At 60.4% G+C, this 17,957-nt stretch carries 15 protein-coding genes and 1 riboswitch; of the genes, 11 read left to right on the top strand and 4 right to left on the bottom strand.

Features of this window, described 5'->3' with window-relative positions; genetic code table 11:
• Positions 1-65 precede the first annotated feature (65 nt).
• A complete protein-coding gene (locus BC363_RS23045) occupies positions 66-1,814 on the top strand; it encodes a SulP family inorganic anion transporter (RefSeq protein WP_065787159.1) in 1,749 nt (582 codons plus the stop codon).
• A gap of 26 nt (positions 1,815-1,840) precedes the next feature.
• Positions 1,841-2,650, top strand: coding sequence for a polyphosphate kinase 2 (gene ppk2 / locus BC363_RS23050; protein WP_244519936.1), 810 nt, complete (start codon positions 1,841-1,843; stop codon positions 2,648-2,650).
• Between the two features lie 54 nt (positions 2,651-2,704).
• On the opposite strand, the gene BC363_RS23055 is transcribed toward ppk2, so the two are convergent.
• Positions 2,705-3,826: an AI-2E family transporter gene (locus BC363_RS23055; protein WP_065787157.1), complete on the bottom strand. Its 1,122-nt coding sequence runs from the start codon at positions 3,824-3,826 to the stop codon at positions 2,705-2,707.
• Positions 3,827-3,922: 96 nt separating this feature from the next.
• On the bottom strand, positions 3,923-4,393 hold the full coding sequence (locus BC363_RS23060) for a hypothetical protein (RefSeq protein ID WP_065787156.1): 471 nt from the start codon (positions 4,391-4,393) through the stop codon (positions 3,923-3,925).
• Between the two features lie 354 nt (positions 4,394-4,747).
• Between BC363_RS23060 and BC363_RS23065 the strand changes: the two genes are divergently transcribed.
• Complete coding sequence (locus BC363_RS23065; protein WP_065787155.1) at positions 4,748-5,092, top strand: cupin domain-containing protein; 345 nt, start codon at positions 4,748-4,750, stop codon at positions 5,090-5,092.
• 8 nt (positions 5,093-5,100) lie between these two features.
• On the opposite strand, the gene BC363_RS23070 is transcribed toward BC363_RS23065, so the two are convergent.
• On the bottom strand, positions 5,101-5,589 hold the full coding sequence (locus BC363_RS23070; protein WP_065787154.1) for a MarR family winged helix-turn-helix transcriptional regulator: 489 nt from the start codon (positions 5,587-5,589) through the stop codon (positions 5,101-5,103).
• Positions 5,590-5,715: 126 nt separating this feature from the next.
• On the opposite strand from BC363_RS23070, the gene BC363_RS23075 reads away from it, so the two are divergent.
• Complete coding sequence (locus BC363_RS23075) at positions 5,716-6,534, top strand: SDR family oxidoreductase (protein WP_065787153.1); 819 nt, start codon at positions 5,716-5,718, stop codon at positions 6,532-6,534.
• A gap of 95 nt (positions 6,535-6,629) precedes the next feature.
• On the opposite strand, the gene BC363_RS23080 is transcribed toward BC363_RS23075, so the two are convergent.
• Positions 6,630-7,877 carry a cytochrome P450 gene (locus tag BC363_RS23080; RefSeq protein WP_065787152.1) on the bottom strand — a complete coding sequence of 416 codons (1,248 nt, stop codon included), beginning with the start codon at positions 7,875-7,877 and terminating at the stop codon, positions 6,630-6,632.
• Positions 7,878-8,330: 453 nt separating this feature from the next.
• On the opposite strand from BC363_RS23080, the gene BC363_RS23085 reads away from it, so the two are divergent.
• The 7 genes from BC363_RS23085 (at position 8,331) to BC363_RS23115 (ending at position 17,924) form a co-directional block, all read left to right on the top strand.
• On the top strand, positions 8,331-9,188 hold the full coding sequence (locus tag BC363_RS23085) for an endonuclease/exonuclease/phosphatase family protein (protein WP_065787151.1): 858 nt from the start codon (positions 8,331-8,333) through the stop codon (positions 9,186-9,188).
• Between the two features lie 22 nt (positions 9,189-9,210).
• A complete protein-coding gene (locus BC363_RS23090) occupies positions 9,211-10,770 on the top strand; it encodes a phospholipase D family protein (RefSeq protein WP_065787150.1) in 1,560 nt (519 codons plus the stop codon).
• Positions 10,771-11,062: 292 nt separating this feature from the next.
• Positions 11,063-11,695, top strand: coding sequence for an ATP-dependent Clp endopeptidase proteolytic subunit ClpP (clpP, locus tag BC363_RS23095; RefSeq protein WP_065787149.1), 633 nt, complete (start codon positions 11,063-11,065; stop codon positions 11,693-11,695).
• A 294-nt stretch (positions 11,696-11,989) separates the two neighbouring features.
• A complete protein-coding gene (gene clpX / locus BC363_RS23100; protein WP_065787148.1) occupies positions 11,990-13,267 on the top strand; it encodes an ATP-dependent Clp protease ATP-binding subunit ClpX in 1,278 nt (425 codons plus the stop codon).
• A gap of 376 nt (positions 13,268-13,643) precedes the next feature.
• Positions 13,644-16,064, top strand: a complete 2,421-nt coding sequence (gene lon, locus BC363_RS23105) for an endopeptidase La (protein WP_065787147.1) — start codon at positions 13,644-13,646, stop codon at positions 16,062-16,064.
• A gap of 222 nt (positions 16,065-16,286) precedes the next feature.
• Positions 16,287-16,562 carry a DNA-binding protein HupB gene (gene hupB, locus BC363_RS23110; RefSeq protein WP_034803616.1) on the top strand — a complete coding sequence of 92 codons (276 nt, stop codon included), beginning with the start codon at positions 16,287-16,289 and terminating at the stop codon, positions 16,560-16,562.
• A 121-nt stretch (positions 16,563-16,683) separates the two neighbouring features.
• Positions 16,684-16,937, top strand: a riboswitch (FMN riboswitch).
• An 87-nt stretch (positions 16,938-17,024) separates the two neighbouring features.
• Positions 17,025-17,924 (top strand): DMT family transporter, encoded by a 900-nt coding sequence (locus BC363_RS23115; protein ID WP_065787146.1) that lies wholly within the window; start codon positions 17,025-17,027, stop codon positions 17,922-17,924.
• Positions 17,925-17,957: the final 33 nt, after the last annotated feature.

Raw genomic sequence — 17,957 nt, forward strand, 5'->3', positions numbered from 1 at the left:
GGGCGCGTGGAGGGGAGTGCGCAAAAGACCGAACAGAAGTCGTTTGACCGGTTAGGGAGTGCGCAATGAGTGATCGCTTTCACCTGCCGGTCTTCTCCGGTTTTGGTGGTTTTCGCGCCGCGTGGCTTCCTAACGATATCTCGGCAGGGTTGGCGATAGCGGCGGTCGGGCTGCCAAGTGCCATTGCCTATCCGGCGATTGCCGGTCTTCCTCCCGAGGTTGGGCTCTATGCCAGTATTGCGGCCCCGGCCGCTTATGCTGTCTTTGGTCCGTCGCATCGAATGATCGTCGGACCGGATGCTGCCAGCATGACGGTGCTCGCGGCGGCGATTGCGTCGATCATTGCGGCAATGCCGGCGGCTGCCTCGCACGACCGTGTCGCCATCGCGGCCGTGTTGGCCGTGGCCGTTGGCGGATTTTGTATTGCCGCGCGTCTCTTGCATCTCGGCGTGCTGGCGACATTTCTTTCCCGACCCATTCTGGTCGGCTTCTTCGCCGGGATTTCCCTTTCTATACTTGTCGGTCAGATCGGCCGCTTTACCGGCCTCTCCATCGAGGCGAACGGGCTTTTCGCGCCGCTCTTCGAGCTTCTGCAAAAGAGCGGTGACATCCATTGGCCGTCACTGATACTCGCAGGCTCGATGTTCGTGCTTTTGCAGACTGCGACGGCGCTACGACTTCCTGTCCCAGGTCCTGTCATCGCAATTGTCATTTCGGTGGCATTGTCGGCTGTGCTCGACCTTAAGGGGATGGGGGTTGCGGTGGTCGGCGATATACCCTCTTCCATCCCCAGCCTTTCACTGCCTCCGATTTGGGCCTTTCCCTTGGACAAGGTGCTGCTCGGTGCCGGGGCGATTTTCCTTGTCAGTTTCGGATCAGGCATCGTGGCGGCGCGCAGCTTTGCAACACGAACCGGCGAACACGTGGACGCAGACAAGGAACTTGTGGGCATCGGTGCTGCCAACGTAGCGGCGGGAGCGTTCGGCGCATTCCCGGTCAGCATGTCCGACTCCAGGACCGCCATCAATTTGTCGGCGGGCGGCAAGTCACAACTGGCCGGCCTGGTGTCGGCCGCCGCACTCGTGATCACCCTGCTTTATCTGGGCGGCGCCCTGAACATATTGCCAACGCCAACCCTCGGCGCAATTCTGGCGGCAGCGGCCATCAGTCTCATCGATGTCGGAGAACTTCGACAAATCTGGCGCGTAAGTCGTGTGGAATTCGCATTCGCACTTGTCACCATGTGGGGTGCAATCAGCCTCGGCGTTCTGAACGGGGTTGTCATCGCGATCGCCGCGACCCTCATCTACCTCCTGCTGAAGATGATGTTTCCGCGCGATGCGCTGCTTGGCCGGCTTGCCGGGCGCGATGGATTCTACAAGCTTCATCGCACGCCCGACGCGCGCCCCGTGCCGGGCTTCGCGGTCTGCCTTATCCAAGGCAGCCTTCTCTTTTTCAATGCCGACTACGTGCAATCACGCATCCGGACAATTTTTGAGGAACTGCCTGCGGACACCCGTTGGCTTGTCCTCGACGCCAGCGCAATCGTTCAGATCGATAGCACTGCCGCCGTGATGCTGGCCGGGGTTCGCGATGATCTCGCCAAACGCGGCACGACGCTGGCGCTTGCAGAACTCCACGCCGAAGTCAAGGAATTGCTGGAACGAGCCGGCGTGCTGCAACAGATCGGCGAGGCATTTGTGTTCGCTGATCTCGACGACGCTTTTCGCGCTTTCCAGGCATTTGATCCGAAGAATTTCCCACAGGAGGCGACCGCCGCGGCAGGCGTGCGGGGCCAGCATCAGGAGGAATGAAAATGGATAAGAAGGCCGATAAGGCGATGAACCAAAATGGTGAAAGCAAGAAACAGAATACGGCGCGCTATGAAAAGGAAATGCAGCGGCTGCAGGTCGAGCTCGCGCATCTGCAAGCCTGGGTAAAAAAGTCGGGCGCGCGGGTGGTGATCATCTTCGAGGGACGCGATGCGGCCGGCAAGGGTGGCGTCATCAGGCGTCTCACCGAGCGCCTCAGTCCCCGCGTCTTTCGCGTCGTCGCATTGCCGGCCCCGACAGATCGCGAGAAGACCCAGATATACATCCAGCGCTATATCACACTGCTGCCGGCTGCGGGTGAAGTCCTCATCCTGGATCGCAGCTGGTACAACAGGCCGGGCGTCGAGCGCGTCATGGGGTTTTGCACCGACAAGCAAGCGCGCCGGTTCCTCGAGCTCGCCTCGCGTTTCGAGGCCGCGATTGTCGAAAGTGGCGTGACCTTACTCAAGTATTTTCTGACCGTTAGCGAGGACGAGCAGGAGCGTCGTTTTCGCCGCCGGATTGAAGACCCGTTGCGTCAATGGAAACTGAGCCCGATGGATGTTGAATCCTATCAGCGGTGGTGGGACTACACGCGGGCATACGATGACATGATCCGAATGACGGATAGCCAGCACGCGCCCTGGTGGATGGTTCCGTCGGACAACAAGAAGAGCGCGCGGATCAACTGCATCACCCATATTCTGAAGTCGATTCCCTACGAGAAGGTCAAATTCCAGAAACCCGATCTGGGGAAACGGCAGAAAAGACCTGACGGATGGGTCGACGACACGACGCCACGCAATTACGTCCCCGACGTATTTGACACGCGCCAGTGAGCCCTTGGGGGGTGGGACTTCCCGTCCGCGCCACCTCTGAAGGAGCGCGCGGGATCAGGCCGTGGGCCCTTGTTGCTGCGTCTCGCTTCCGGCTCGCAACCAGACGAGTAGCAGATCGTAGAAGACACTCAGTACGATCGGGCCCAGGAACAGGCCTATGAGGCCATATGACAGTGTGCCGCCAAGCACGCCGATGAGGATAACGAGCATCGGTGTCGAGAGACCACGGGCGACCAGAATTGGCTTCATGATGTTGTCGATCAATCCGATGGGGACGAGCAAAAGCGTAAACGCGAGCGCGGTGCCCACGTCAAGCGTAGACCAACCCCAAATCGCCAGCGGCAGCAATACGGGCGCCGGACCGATTTGAACGATACAGAGGATGAGGACTGCAAAGGCGATCAGGCCGGGCAACGGCACGGCGAATATGTGAAGCACGATTGCGCAGAGAAATGTTTGAATTAGAGCAACGCCGATGACGCCTCTCGCCACGTTTCGGATTGTCGAGGTTGTCATCTTGATGAAGCCGAGACCCCTTTGGCCGGCGATCCGGTCTGCAAACGTCATGATAACATTGGCGATGCGGGGCCCAGGCCTAAACAGAAAACCGGCTACGATCACCGACGCCACGAAGCCCAGCAGCCCGACACCTATGCTGGCAATGATGCCGACCGCAGAACTGCCGACATGCAGAAGGGACGGCTCGAGTTGTTTGATCAGGGCGTCGAGGTTGCTGGAGGCAAGCACCCAGTTTGCGTAGAGACGTTCGCCAACCAGCGGCCAGTGGCGCACGCTTTCGGCAGGAAGCGGGACGGCGATGCCGCCGTCTTTGAACTTCGTGAAAAGCGCCTGTGCCGCTTCCGCCGAGCCGAAGATAATGGCGGCCAACGGGCCGATGATTATGCCGAGATTGAACAGGGTAATAGTGAGCGCTGCAAGCCGGCCGCGACCGCCCAACATGAGACGGAGCCGCGCATAGGCGGGATAGAGTGCGACAGTTAGAATGGCGGCCCAGATTGCTATAATGGCAAACGGCGCTACGAGCGTGAGCGACCAATAGGCAAACAACCCAACGATGCCCAGCCTGACAAAATCGGTGATCCGCGTCTCGATCGCTGGGAGTGTACCTTTCGCAGTATCGATGCCCTCGTCATTGCGAGTTCGGTTCTCGTCCATGCTCGCGCTCCCAGCGGCTTTTCATGCACGAACAGAAATCGACCGCAGCGCTGATGGTCGGACTGCGCGCTGCAGCTGCCATCACTGTGCGTTGCGCTAGGCGATCGGCTGCTCCCAGTTCAGGATGAAGCCGATATCACCCGGTACGCCGCCGGGAAAACTGATAACCATCGCTTTCAGTCGGTAGCCCTGTGGCTGCGCCACCAGTTTGAAGCGGTCGTAAAGCTCCTTGGCCTTGCCTTGCAGCGTCTCGGGCCAATCCGGTTGGCTGTTGTTGATCGCGCGCCCGCTATCTGTGCAGAAATCCGATGGGAAACTGTATACAAGCGCCTCCATCTTCCCGTCGGAAACCGCTCTCATCACGACCTTGCGGATAATTGCCCGCTCTTCGTCGCTGACGTGCGACTTGAAGAATTCATCGGCGAACTTGGCGCGCTCCTCCCGCTGCCGCGACCTGATCGCGTCTTCACGATCCATCGAGGCCAATTGCTTTTCTAACAGGGCTTTTCGCAAATCTGCAGCACTTGGAACCGGGGTGTTGGGGCCTGGCTGTTTTATTTCGCTCATGTCTCCACTCCCTTGCGAAAACGACCGCCCCGAGGATAGTACCGGTATCGGCGCAGCCAGAGTAAAATACCGTAGTTTACTGAGAGATGGAGAAGATCGCCTTTCGGAAGCCGCCAGAAGCGACGCTCCATCAATTCAAGCCGAACCGGAATGTGATGACGGACGAAGAGGTTTATCAAGCTATCACATTGTCTGCCGTGTCGCGACCGTGTTCATCTGGGAAAGCGATCCTCGATCAGAAGGTCCAGGCCGCCGAAAACGGGTCGGTGCCAACTTGGCCTGCCAAAGTAATACACGTAGTTAGGACATCCAAATGATGGGTACTTAATCCCGTCCCCTTCGGAGCTGTGACCTATGGTGAAGATGCAGAAATTCGACCTGTCGGCGTTCGAGCCCGAACTCGGCGAACCCGCGGTCGATCGGCTGATCGCGGGCACGCCCCGGTTCCGCACCTGGAACGTCGAGGAGGCCGATGGCGGGCTTTATGCCGGCGTCTGGGAATCCACGCCGGGCAAATGGCGGATCGTCTATGACGAATGGGAGTACTTCCATATTCTGTCCGGCTACTCGGTCGTCACTGAAGACGGCGGCGCAGCGGTGCATCTGCGCGCCGGCGACAGCATGGTCATCAGGCCCGGCTTCAAGGGAACGTGGGAGGTCATCGAAACAACCCGCAAGGATTACGTCATCCGTCTCTGATCGACCCGTTATCCGGTTGCGCCCGGCTCGCTGCCGTCCGGCGCCCGTGTGAACGCTTCGGCGAACGCGGCTTCCGAGATCCCGTTCAGCGCCCGCCGCAGCGCTTCGGCTTCCTGTTTGCCGAGGGCATTTTCGAAGCGCGCCTGCGCCTTGCGCCAAAGATCCGTCGTCTCCTGCTGTTTCTTGACGCCGAACGGCGTCAGCTGAACGCGCTTCACCCGCCGGTCAGACGCGTCGGGCACGAGCTCGACGTAACCGTCGCGGATCAGCGGTTTCAGCGTGTGGCCCAGTGCCGATAGATCCATAACCAGCAGATCCGCGAGTGTACGCAGCGACGCATTTTTGCTGTGGGCGATCTGACTCAGCAATGAGTACTGCGTTCCGCGCAATCCGCTCGGCGCGAGCACATCCTCATAGAGCTGTCCCAATTGGCGCGAGGCGCGTTTCAGCGCGCTGTTGGTGCAGAAGTCCCAGATGCCCTTCGGTGTGTCGTCCATCGTTTCCTCCGTCGGGCTGCGGCACCCGTTTTCGACTTTGGTAGCGCCACTCTTGCGCAGCGTCCAGTTTGCTGTATATTTAGTGGCATATACCACTAAATTGAAATCGGAACAAGGAAACCGACAATGAGTGCAGTGGAGAAAAAGGGTAAGGCGCTGGTGACGGGCGCTTCTTCGGGCATCGGCGCGACCTATGCGGACCGGTTGGCGCAACGCGGCCATGACCTGGTTCTAGTGGCGCGCGACGAAAAGCGTCTTTCCGACCTCGCTGCCAAGCTGTCGGCGCAATATGACGTCGCCGTCGATGTGCTGAAGGCGGACTTGACGCTGCGGGATGACGTTAGGAGCGTTGAGAAGCGCCTGCGTGAAGACGCGGCGATTGAACTCCTCGTCAACAATGCCGGGATCGGCCCGAAGGGGCCGCTGCTCGCCGATGACCTGGATTACCTCGAAGCCATGATCGATCTTAACGTCGTCGCGGTGAACCGGCTGGCGATCGCCGCCGCCCAGACATTCGCAGCCCGCGGTAAGGGATCGATCATCAACATCGCCTCTGTCGTGGCGCTGGTGCCCGAGCGGTTCCACGGCACATACAACGCCACCAAGGCGTTCGTGCTCAACCTGACCCAGTCGATCAACGCGGAAGCGGCGGGCAAGGGCGTCAAGGTCCAGGCGGTGCTGCCCGGGCTGACCCGCACCGAAATCTTCGATCGGGCCGGCGGCTCGATCGACCGGCTCGATCCGTCGATGGTGATGGACGCCACCGATCTCGTCGACGCCGCGCTTGCCGGTTTCGACGGGGGAGAACTGGTCACCATCCCATCACTGCCCGACGCTGCCGACTGGGAAGCCTTCACCACGGCGCGCCTCGTGCTGGCGCCCAATCTTTCGCATGACAGACCGGCGGCTCGCTACGGTATCGAACGGGCGGCGGCCGCCGTCTGAGGCTCAGGCGCGCGCTCCTCCACAACTGGGATCAAGCGGCTTCGGCGGTGGCGTCGAAGCCGTTTTGCTTTGCGCAAACCGGGCAGAGCGCGCCGTCACCAAACGAGGTCTAGCCGCTCCAGTCCATGGAAATGGAAACTGTCCTTGACCTCCGGCTGTTGTTTCAGCCGCATGCCGGGCAGGCGCTGAAACAGGATCGGCAGCGACAGCTTGAGTTCGAGCCGGGCGAGCGGCGCTCCGATGCAGAAGTGCAGGCCAGCACCGAACGAGACGTTGGCGCCTTCGTCGCGCGCGGGCTTGAAGCGGTAAGGGTCGCTGAACTTTCGGGGATCGACATTGGCAGCGCCAAGGAGCAAGCCGATCTTGTCGCCCTTGCGAAGCGTGATCCCTTCCTCGAGCTCTATATCCGACAGCGCGTACCGCTGAAAGATATGCAGCGGTGCCGCAAATCTCAGACATTCCTCGATCGCAAGCTCGGTCGTCGCCTCGGTTGCGAACAGATCTCCAGGCGCGTGGCCCGACTGCAGGATCGTTCGCACCGCATTGCCGATCTGATGCACGGTCGCCTCGTGGCCGGCGTTGAGAAGCAGGGCGGCCGTGGAGGCAAGCTCTGCCTCTGACAATCGCTCTCCGTCCTTCTCCGACGTGATCATGTGCGTCAGCAGATCGTCAGCCGGCCTAAGGCGCTTCTCGGCGATGATCGTCTTCAGGTAGTCGGCGAAGTCGACGGATGCCTGGTTGGCGTCGAGTTCGGTCTCGTGGCTTGGATTGAAGACGTACATTCGCACCATGCGATGCGACCAGTCGAGAAGGTCCGGCGCGGCTTCGACGGGAATGCCGAGCATGCGGGCGATGATGGTGACTGGGATCGTTTCGGCATAGGTTTTCAGCAATTCGACTTCACCATTGCGCTCGAAACCGTCGATCACTGTGTGCGACAGACGTTCGATGTCCGGCCGCAACTGTTCGATCTGCCTTGAGACGAAGGCGCGGTTGACGAGGGTGCGAAGCCTGGTGTGGGCCGGCGGTTCGAGCTCCAGCAGCGAATGCTCCTCGAGTGCGTCAAAATCCTTCAGATGCGGCTTCGGTGCCGGCATGCCGAGTTCTTCGCGGGTCGCCACGTGCAGGATCTGCCGGCCAAAACGCCGGTCGCGCAGCAACGCATTCACCTGATCATAGCCCGCAAAATACCATTGCTCGCGCTCGCTCCAGTAAAATGCCGGGCAGTGAGCGTGAATCTCTGCGTAGGCCGACGATGGCGAACGATAGAAATCCGGGTTGTGCGCGTCGATCGAAACGCGCCGCTCGGCACTGTCGATGGTGATGGCGGGCTTGGGCGGCATGGTGCTGGCTCTTCGCAAAGCGGTTAAGACAGCTATTTCTAAGGGCGTCGGGCTTCCGCCCGCAAGGGCGCAAGTCGTGCGGGGCTGGCCGATCAACAGCCCGGCCATCCGGTTGTCGCAACAGGCGTTCTGCTTGCGTGTCAGCGCGTTGACAACATGGCTCTCCGCGAGTCAATGTCCTGACCCCTTGCGCACCGAGCCGTGGGGTGCACGGAACTTCATCGTCCTTGATCCCGCCATCGCGTGCTAGCCTGAAACAGTTGGAAATTCGCGGCGGTTGGCTCGTCTTGGAGCGGCGCTGGCCACACGAAGCCCGAGCGCAAAAGTGCCCGTGTCGAGCCTCAAGAAATGCCGCTCCCGTCATTTCAAGCGGAACAACTTTCTGTCCGAAACCTTTTTCAGTGGCGTCCGGCGACCTATTTGCGCATGATGCGGCAGCAAGCAGGGAGCGGCATGGCAAAAAACCAGAGCAGTCTATCGGCGGGCATCGTGGCGGCAATCCGCAAGCGCCGACCCACAGTCGTCAGCCGGGAGGCGGCGGTCAGCCGCGGCGATATCGTCATCGCTTCCTACAACATCCACAAATGCGTCGGCACCGATGGCCGCTTCGATCCAGGCCGTACAGCCCAGGTGATCGGCGAGCTCGGCGCCGATATCGTCGCCCTTCAGGAGGCCGACCAGCGGTTCGGCGAGCGGGCAGGGCTCCTTGACCTGGAACACCTGCGGCGTGAAGCGCATCTCGTATCCGTCCCGATCTCGGGCTTCTCCACCAAGGGCCATGGCTGGCACGGCAATGTTCTCCTTCTGCGCGAGGGGGCCGTTTCTGATGTCCAGCAACTGAGGCTGCCGGGCGTCGAGCCGCGCGGCGCGCTTGTTGTCGATCTGGACCTCAAGATGGGGCCGTTGCGGGTAATCGCGGCCCATCTGGGGCTGCTGCGCCATTCCCGCGCCCAGCAGGCCGAGGCGATCATCGAGGCGGCATCCGACGCGGGCGGAAGGCCGACTTTGCTAATCGGCGATCTCAACGAATGGCGCATGGGCAAACGATCGTCCCTGTCCTTCCTCAGCCCGATCTTCGATCCGTCGCATGCGACCGTCGCGAGCTTTCCCTCCCGCTTTCCGCTGTTGCCGCTCGACCGCGTTCTCGGCAATCCGCACAGCCTGGTCACGTCGGTGGCCGTGCACGATTCCCCTTTGGCCCGCGTCGCTTCCGATCATTTGCCGGTCAAGGCATCGATCGATCTGAAGGTTGGCAAGCGGGAAGGCCATAACAAGGAACGGATTGAAGTGAGCCGGGCCGGATCGGCCTGAGACACTTTCTGGCGGGCAGGTGATGTTGTCCTTTGTCATTGTTGCCGTTGTCGCCATCGGCGGTGCGTTCGGCGCAGCGATCTTCTATGTCTATGGTCGCTTCGGTCGGCGTCCCCACGGAGACCCGTCAGCCGCACTCCCTGTCGCCGACGCCGATACCGAACTCGATCGGGCCGTAGGTCCTCTGCTGCGCACCCGCTCCGGAAAGAATGGCATATCGCTGATCTCTGACAACATCGAAGCTTTCGTCGTCAGGGCGCATGCGGCCCGCAGGGCCGGCCGCAGCCTCGACCTGCAGTACTATTACTGGAAAGATGACCTGACCGGTCTCTTGCTCACGCGCGAAATCCTGTCGGCAGCGGACCGCGGCGTCCACGTGCGCCTGCTGCTCGACGATATCAATGCCGGCATCCACGACCGGATGTGTATCGCGCTCGATGCCCATGCGAACATTGAGGTCAGGCTCTTCAATCCAAGTCGTGCCCGCACCGATCGTATCCGCCGCGGTTTCGAGATGGCTATCCGCGCCTTCAGCGCCACGCGCCGCATGCACAATAAACTGTGGGTTTCCGATGCGCGCCTGGCCATCGCCGGTGGGCGCAATATCGGCGATGCCTATTTCGACGCCGCGGAGCTTTCGAACTTTCGTGACCTCGATGTCTGGATGATCGGGCCGGTGGTCGATCAGGCGACGGCAATGTTCGATCGTTATTGGAACAGCACGTCCGTGCTGCCGATCGCCAAGCTGCGCACCCCCCGCAAGCAATATCTGCCGGCGCTGAGGGAGGCACTCGACGCCCATGCGCGCACGCCTGCCGCCCGTTTCTATCTGGAGCGAGTGGCTGACGCGATGGGCGAAGAAACGTTCTATAGCGGATCGAGAAAACTGTACTGGATCAACGACGTTCGCCTTGAGTCCGACCCGCCCGAGAAGGCGTTGATGCAGAAGCGGCAGAACTGGCTGCTGCGCGAACTCTTCCCGCTGATCCAGGCGGCAAAGAACGATCTGCGCATCATTTCGCCTTACTTCATTCCCGGCATGGCCGGGACGCGCGAACTGACAGCTCTGGTGAAGAAGGGCGCCAGGGTCGCGGTGCTGACCAATTCACTGGCTGCGACCGACGTCGCGGCCGTTCACGGTGGCTATGTGAAGTATCGTCGAAACCTCGTACGCGCCGGCGTCGAGCTTTTCGAACTGAAAGAGCAGGGCGATACCGTCGAAAGCCATCGCATGTCGCTGTTTGGCCGGCGCAATGCGAGCCTGCACAGCAAGGCCTTTGTCGTCGATGGCCTGAACGGCTTCGTCGGGTCGATGAACTTCGACCCACGATCGGCATCGTTGAACACCGAAATGGGCGTCGTGTTTGCGGATGCAGCACTTGCCGGCGAACTCGCCGCGATGTTCGAGGAGGAGACGGCCCCGTCCGTCAGCTACCGGCTGAGCCTTGAGGGTGCGCGGCTCGTCTGGCGCGACCGAACCAACGGGACCGAGCGGCTGCTGCGGCGCGAGCCCGACGCCAGCTTGCTGAGGCGCGTCATCGCCAGGATCATCCGTATTCTGCCGATCGAATCGCAGCTCTGACGTCAGTGGCGGCGCGCGCCCCCGTTTACCGTCCGTTTACCCAGCGGTGGCGAATGCTGTGCGGAAAGCGCAAAAGCCGGGGCGTTGGCAAAGGCGGCGGCGAAAAAATGTTCTATCAGCAATCAAGGGTGGAGGACCGCTGTTCTTCGGCCGGAAGGGTGCCGCCGATTAAGGTTATCGGACGTTGGCGACTTGAAGTGAAGGGTGTTGACACTCTATGTAGGGGCAGAAGGCTAATCCTGTGATTCCCGGTTCGCAAAGGTTTTGCGGGCCCGATTGATGAAGGTTCGATATGAGAAATCCAGTTGATACCGCCATGGCGCTGGTGCCGATGGTTGTGGAGCAGACCAACCGCGGCGAACGTTCCTACGACATCTTTTCGCGCCTTCTGAAAGAGCGCATCATCTTCCTGACCGGCCCGGTTGAAGATCAGATGGCAACGCTCGTCTGCGCCCAGCTTCTTTTCCTTGAAGCGGAGAATCCGAAGAAGGAAATCGCGCTCTACATCAATTCGCCGGGCGGTGTCGTTTCCGCCGGCATGGCGATCTACGACACCATGCAGTTCATCAAGCCGGCGGTTTCGACGCTGTGCATCGGCCAGGCCGCTTCGATGGGCTCGCTCCTGTTGGCTGCAGGTCACAAGGACATGCGTTTCGCCACTCCGAATTCGCGCATCATGGTGCACCAGCCGTCCGGCGGCTTCCAGGGCCAGGCCTCTGATATCGAGCGTCACGCCAAGGACATCCTCAAGATGAAGCGTCGCCTGAACGAGGTTTACGTCAAGCATTGCGGCCGGACCTACGAAGAGGTTGAGCAGACGCTCGATCGCGACCATTTCATGAGTTCCGACGAAGCGCTCGACTGGGGTCTGATCGACAAGGTCATCACGTCGCGCGAAGCGACCGAGGCTGCAGAGCAGGCGTGATAGCGCGCTTTTGTGTCACGACAGATGCAATTGTGACACAATTGTAATGGTGATAAGGGCTTTATCGAGGGGGTAAAGCCGCTAAGATGAACCCTTAATGCTATGTTGAGCTGTGAAGGCATAGGGTTCAGAGTTAGGTGGGAGAGTCGTTGCGGCCGAATCTAGGGCAAAATGCCCTGATACGGTGGGTACTCCCGGAAGCCCTCTTAATGCGGCGCAGGTCTTTGCGCGGGGCGAATTGAGTGGACCGTGATATCTTTCCGAAGGTGTCCGGCGTGCTGGAAGGAAATGGAAATGAGCAAGGTCAGCGGTAGCAACGGCGGTGACTCGAAGAATACGCTTTATTGTTCGTTTTGCGGCAAGAGCCAGCACGAAGTCCGCAAACTGATTGCCGGACCGACGGTTTTCATCTGCGATGAATGCGTCGAGCTCTGCATGGACATCATTCGCGAAGAGAACAAGACCTCGATGGTCAAGTCCCGCGATGGTGTTCCGACCCCCCAGGAAATCATCAAGGTCCTCGACGAATACGTCATCGGTCAGCAGCAGGCGAAGCGCATTCTTTCGGTCGCGGTGCACAACCACTACAAGCGCCTGGCCCACGCGGCCAAGGGCAGCGATGTGGAGCTGGCGAAGTCGAACATCATGCTCGTCGGCCCGACCGGTTGCGGCAAGACCTATCTCGCACAGACACTTGCGCGCATCATCGACGTGCCCTTCACGATGGCCGATGCGACGACCCTGACGGAAGCCGGCTATGTCGGTGAAGACGTCGAAAACATCATCCTGAAGCTGCTCCAGGCTGCCGACTACAATGTCGAGCGCGCCCAGCGCGGCATCGTCTACATCGACGAAGTCGACAAGATCTCGCGCAAGTCCGACAACCCGTCGATCACCCGTGACGTTTCGGGTGAGGGCGTGCAGCAGGCGCTCCTGAAGATCATGGAAGGCACCGTCGCTTCGGTGCCGCCTCAGGGTGGCCGTAAGCATCCGCAGCAGGAATTCCTGCAGGTGGATACCACCAACATCCTGTTCATCTGCGGCGGCGCCTTCGCCGGCCTCGACAAGATCATCTCCGCCCGCGGCGAGAAGACGTCGATCGGTTTCGGTGCAACGGTTCGCTCCCCGGAAGATCGCCGCGTCGGCGAGGTTCTGCGCGAACTTGAGCCGGAAGATCTGGTCAAGTTCGGCCTCATCCCGGAATTCATCGGCCGTCTGCCGGTTCTGGCGACGCTCGAAGACCTCGATGAAGATGCGCTGATCCAGATCCTGTCCGAGCCGAAGAACGCTCTGATCAAGCAGTACCAGCGCCTGTTCGAGATGGAAGACGTCGAGCTGACCTTCCACGAGGACGCGCTGCGCGAGATCGCCCGTCGTGCCATCGTGCGCAAGACCGGCGCCCGTGGTCTCCGCTCGATCATGGAAAAGATCCTGCTCGACACGATGTTTGAGCTGCCGACGCTCGAAGGCGTTCGCGAAGTCGTGATCTCCGACGAGGTCGTGAAGGGTTCGGCACGGCCGCTCTACATCTATTCCGAGCGCTCGGAAGAGAAGACCAACGTTTCGGCCTGATCGAGGCACGCAGATCGGATCTGAAAAGCCCGCCTCGTGCGGGCTTTTTCATGACCTTACACTTAGTTGTTGAGATGGCTTCCGCAGCAGGCGATTTAACAATTCGGTTGTTGCTAAAGTGTCTTAACAACGCAATGATGTGACGATTCAGTAAAGGGCCTCGGCCGTTGCCTATCCTTGAAGCCTCGTTTTCCGTCGCAAGGTACGCAACAGCAATAAAGCGTAGTCAGAAGGACCCGGCCATTGATCGTGGATGTCGCGTCGAGCCTTGAAAAGGACTCTCTAGCACTCCACTTTCATGTGGAAAATATGACAACCGGGAGTGCCGCTGTGGCTCCCGGGAACGGGCCCGAAATCGGGACGGAAAGGAAATGACATGACGAGCAAAACGTCTCCGGCGACTGAAAGCGCGACCTATCCGGTCTTGCCGCTCCGCGACATTGTAGTCTTCCCGCACATGATCGTGCCGCTCTTCGTCGGCCGTGAAAAGTCCATCCGTGCGCTGGAAGAAGTCATGGGGACCGACAAGCAGATCATGCTTGCCACCCAGATCAACGCGACGGACGACGATCCGGAACCCTCCGCGATCTACCATGTGGGTACGATCGCCAACGTTCTGCAGCTGCTGAAGTTGCCCGACGGCACCGTCAAGGTGTTGGTCGAAGGGCGCACGCGCGCCAAGATTGACAGCTACACGCCGCGCGAGGAATTCTACGAAGCGACAGCACAGGCGCTCGACGAGCCGGAAGAAGATCCGGTCGAGATCGAGGCGCTCAGCCGCTCGGTCGTCTCCGAGTTCGAAAGCTACGTGAAGCTCAACAAGAAGATTTCTCCGGAAGTCGTCGGCGTCGCGAGCCAGATCGAGGATTATTCGAAGCTCGCCGACACCGTCGCGTCGCATCTGTCGATCAAGATCGTCGAAAAGCAGGAAATGCTGGAAACCACCAGCGTGAAGATGCGTCTCGAAAAGGCGCTCGGCTTCATGGAAGGCGAGATCTCCGTCCTGCAGGTGGAAAAGCGTATCCGCTCGCGCGTCAAGCGCCAGATGGAGAAAACCCAGCGCGAGTACTACCTCAACGAACAGATGAAGGCGATCCAGAAGGAACTCGGCGACGGCGAAGACGGCCGCGACGAGATGGCCGAAATCGAAGAGCGTATCGCAAAGACCAAGCTTTCCAAGGAAGCGCGCGAAAAGGCTGACGCGGAGCTGAAGAAGCTGCGCCAGATGAGCCCGATGTCGGCGGAAGCAACCGTCGTGCGCAACTATCTGGATTGGCTGCTTGGCATGCCGTGGGGCAAGAAGTCCAAGATCAAGACCGACCTGAACCATGCCGAGGAAGTGCTCAACGTCGATCATTTCGGCCTCGACAAGGTCAAGGAACGAATCGTTGAGTATCTCGCCGTCCAGGCGCGTTCGACGAAGATCAAGGGCCCGATCCTGTGCCTCGTCGGCCCTCCGGGCGTCGGCAAGACGTCGCTTGCCAAGTCGATCGCCAAGGCGACCGGCCGCGAATACGTGCGCATGGCGCTGGGCGGCGTTCGCGACGAAGCGGAAATCCGCGGTCACCGCCGCACCTACATCGGTTCGATGCCCGGCAAGGTCGTCCAGTCGATGAAGAAGGCGAAGAAGTCCAACCCGCTCTTCCTGTTCGACGAGATCGACAAGATGGGCCAGGACTTCCGTGGCGACCCGTCCTCGGCTCTGCTGGAGGTGCTGGATCCGGAACAGAACTCGACCTTCATGGATCACTACCTGGAAGTCGAATACGATCTGTCCAACGTCATGTTCATCACCACGGCAAACACGCTGAACATTCCGGCGCCGCTGATGGACCGCATGGAAGTGATCCGCATCGCCGGCTACACGGAAGAGGAAAAGCTGGAAATCGCCAAGCGGCACCTACTGCCGAAGGCGATCCGCGATCACGCGCTGCAGCCGAAAGAGTTTTCGGTCACCGACGGTGCGCTGATGGCGGTCATCCAGACCTACACCCGTGAAGCGGGCGTTCGTAACTTCGAGCGCGAACTGATGAAGCTGGCCCGCAAGGCGGTAACCGAGATCATCAAGGGCAAGGCCAAGGCAGTAGCAGTCACCGCGGAAAACATCCCGGATTACCTGGGTGTACCGCGCTACCGTCACGGCGAAGCCGAACGCGACGATCAGGTCGGCGTGGTCACAGGGCTTGCCTGGACTGAGGTCGGCGGCGAGCTGCTGACGATCGAAGGCGTCATGATGCCCGGCAAGGGCCGGATGACCGTTACCGGCAACCTGCGCGACGTGATGAAGGAATCGATTTCGGCGGCGGCGTCTTACGTGCGCTCGCGGGCGATCGACTTCGGCATCGAACCGCCGCTGTTCGACAAGCGCGACATCCACGTGCACCTGCCGGAGGGTGCGACGCCCAAGGATGGCCCGTCGGCCGGTGTTGCCATGGCGACGGCGATCGTGTCGGTGATGACCGGCATCCCGATCTCCAAGGACGTGGCGATGACGGGTGAGATCACCCTTCGCGGCCGCGTGCTGCCGATCGGCGGCCTGAAGGAAAAACTGCTGGCGGCGGTTCGCGGCGGCATCAAGAAGGTGCTGATCCCTGAGGAGAACGCCAAGGATCTCGCTGAAATTCCGGACAACGTGAAGAACGTGCTCGAGATCATCCCCGTTTCGCGGATGGGTGAAGTGCTTGAGCACGCTCTGGTCCGCGTCCCGGAGCCGATCGAATGGGACCCTGCAAATGAGCCGGCACCAGTCGCCGCCGTTGATTCGCAGGATGAAGCGGGCGCTTCCATCGCCCACTGATCGACAGGCACGGGTGGGTGCAATTGTGCTCCCCGGCAGCCCATTTGGTGGAAAAACAAGGAAGACCGGCCTTTGGCCGGTCTTTTTTGTTGTAAAAGCATGCCGCAAGCCTTGCATTCCAAGGGATTAGGCGCAATTGGGAATGGCAAGACGCGGGCGATGCGCAAGCCGCCGCGGCTTAAAAACACAGTTGTTTCGAACCATTTTGAAAGGGGTGGAAACATGAACAAAAATGAGCTCGTGTCTGCCGTTGCTGAGAAGGCCGGACTTTCCAAGACCGACGCATCTTCCGCAGTTGATGCAGTTTTCGAGACCATCCAGGCTGAACTGAAGAACGGCGGCGACATTCGCCTCGTCGGTTTCGGCAACTTCTCCGTTTCGCGTCGCGAAGCCTCCAAGGGCCGCAACCCGTCCACGGGCGCTGAAGTTGACATCCCGGCACGCAACGTTCCGAAGTTCACGGCCGGCAAGGGCCTGAAGGATGCCGTTAACGGCTGATGAGTTTGCTTGACGGCCGGATACGAGGCCGGCAGTCCAAGTCTTGAAGGGTTCGGCTCACGCCGGGCCCTTTTGCTTTTCGGGTGGCCTTGCGGCAGGGCGGTCTTTGGTCTAGGGCTCAGCCTGTTCTCAGGGCGGGGTGAAAGTCCCCACCGGCGGTAAGGGCTTACAGCGCCGCGCGTCAAATATGACGCGCAAAGGACGCTGTGACGCTTGAAAGTTGCTGCATAATTTTCTCCTTAAATCGGATCCGATTTAAGGAATTATGCAGTAAGCCCAAGCCCGCGAGCGCTTCCGGCGGTTTTGCGCCGGAAGGTAGCAGATCCGGTGCAACTCCGGAGCCGACGGTCATAGTCCGGATGAAAGAGAATGATCGTTGGTGCGAAGGGCAGCGCTGTCCGTTGTCGCGCCCTGCGCTCATGCGTCCTGATTTGTGTTGGTCCCTGTTTGCGGATGAAGGACATGAGCGAGACTACCCAAGCACTTTTCACCTCCCGCGCCATGGCCGGTGCCGCCTGGATGATACTGGCCGGCGTCGCCTTCGCTCTGCTGAATGTCGTCACGCAATGGATGACGATGCAGCTCGGCTTTTCCGCCACTTCGACCGCCTTCTGGCAATATGAATTCGCGCTCGTCTTCTCCCTGCCGTTCCTGTTTCGGGTCGGCTTGTCGGCGATGCGCACCGATTATCCCTGGCGTCACGTCGTTCGCGTTGCCCTTGCGGCGCTGGGTGTGGGGGCCTGGGTTTCGGGGCTGGCTTCGGTTCCGATCTGGCAGGCCATCGCGCTAGTGATGACGTCGCCGTTCTTCATCATTCTCGGTGCGCGCCTCTTCCTCGGCGAACGCGTCGGTGCTGCGCGCTGGGCTGCGGCGGCAGTCGGTTTTGCTGGCGCCACGATCATCCTGCAGCCCTGGTCGGAAAGCTTCACCTGGGCAGCCTTGCTGCCCATCCTCTCGGCACTGCTCTGGGGGGCGTCGTCGTTGATCACCAAGAGCCTGACGGGCATCGAGCGTCCGGAGACGATAACGGTCTGGTTGCTTGTGCTTCTGACGCCGATCAACGGCGTGCTGGCGCTGTCGACAGGATTTGCCGTGCCAAGCGGCAGCATCCTTGCGCTATTGGTGCTGGCGGGGCTGCTGACGGTGGTGGCGCAATATCTATTGACGCTGGCCTATACCGTCGCCGACGCCGCCTATGTGCAGCCTTTCGACGATCTCAAGCTGCCGCTCAACGTGTTGGCCGGCTGGATCGTTTTCGGTTATGCGCCGAGCGGCTATCTCTGGCTAGGGGCCGTCCTGATCCTCGGCGCCTCGCTTTTCATCATGCGCAACGAGATGAAACGCGAGCGCGCGACCGCGTAGCGCAACGCTGCAGAACAAAGGCGCAGGGTTGTC

It is taken from the genome of Ensifer sp. LC384, from assembly GCF_001695865.1.
Lineage (GTDB): Bacteria > Pseudomonadota > Alphaproteobacteria > Rhizobiales > Rhizobiaceae > Ensifer.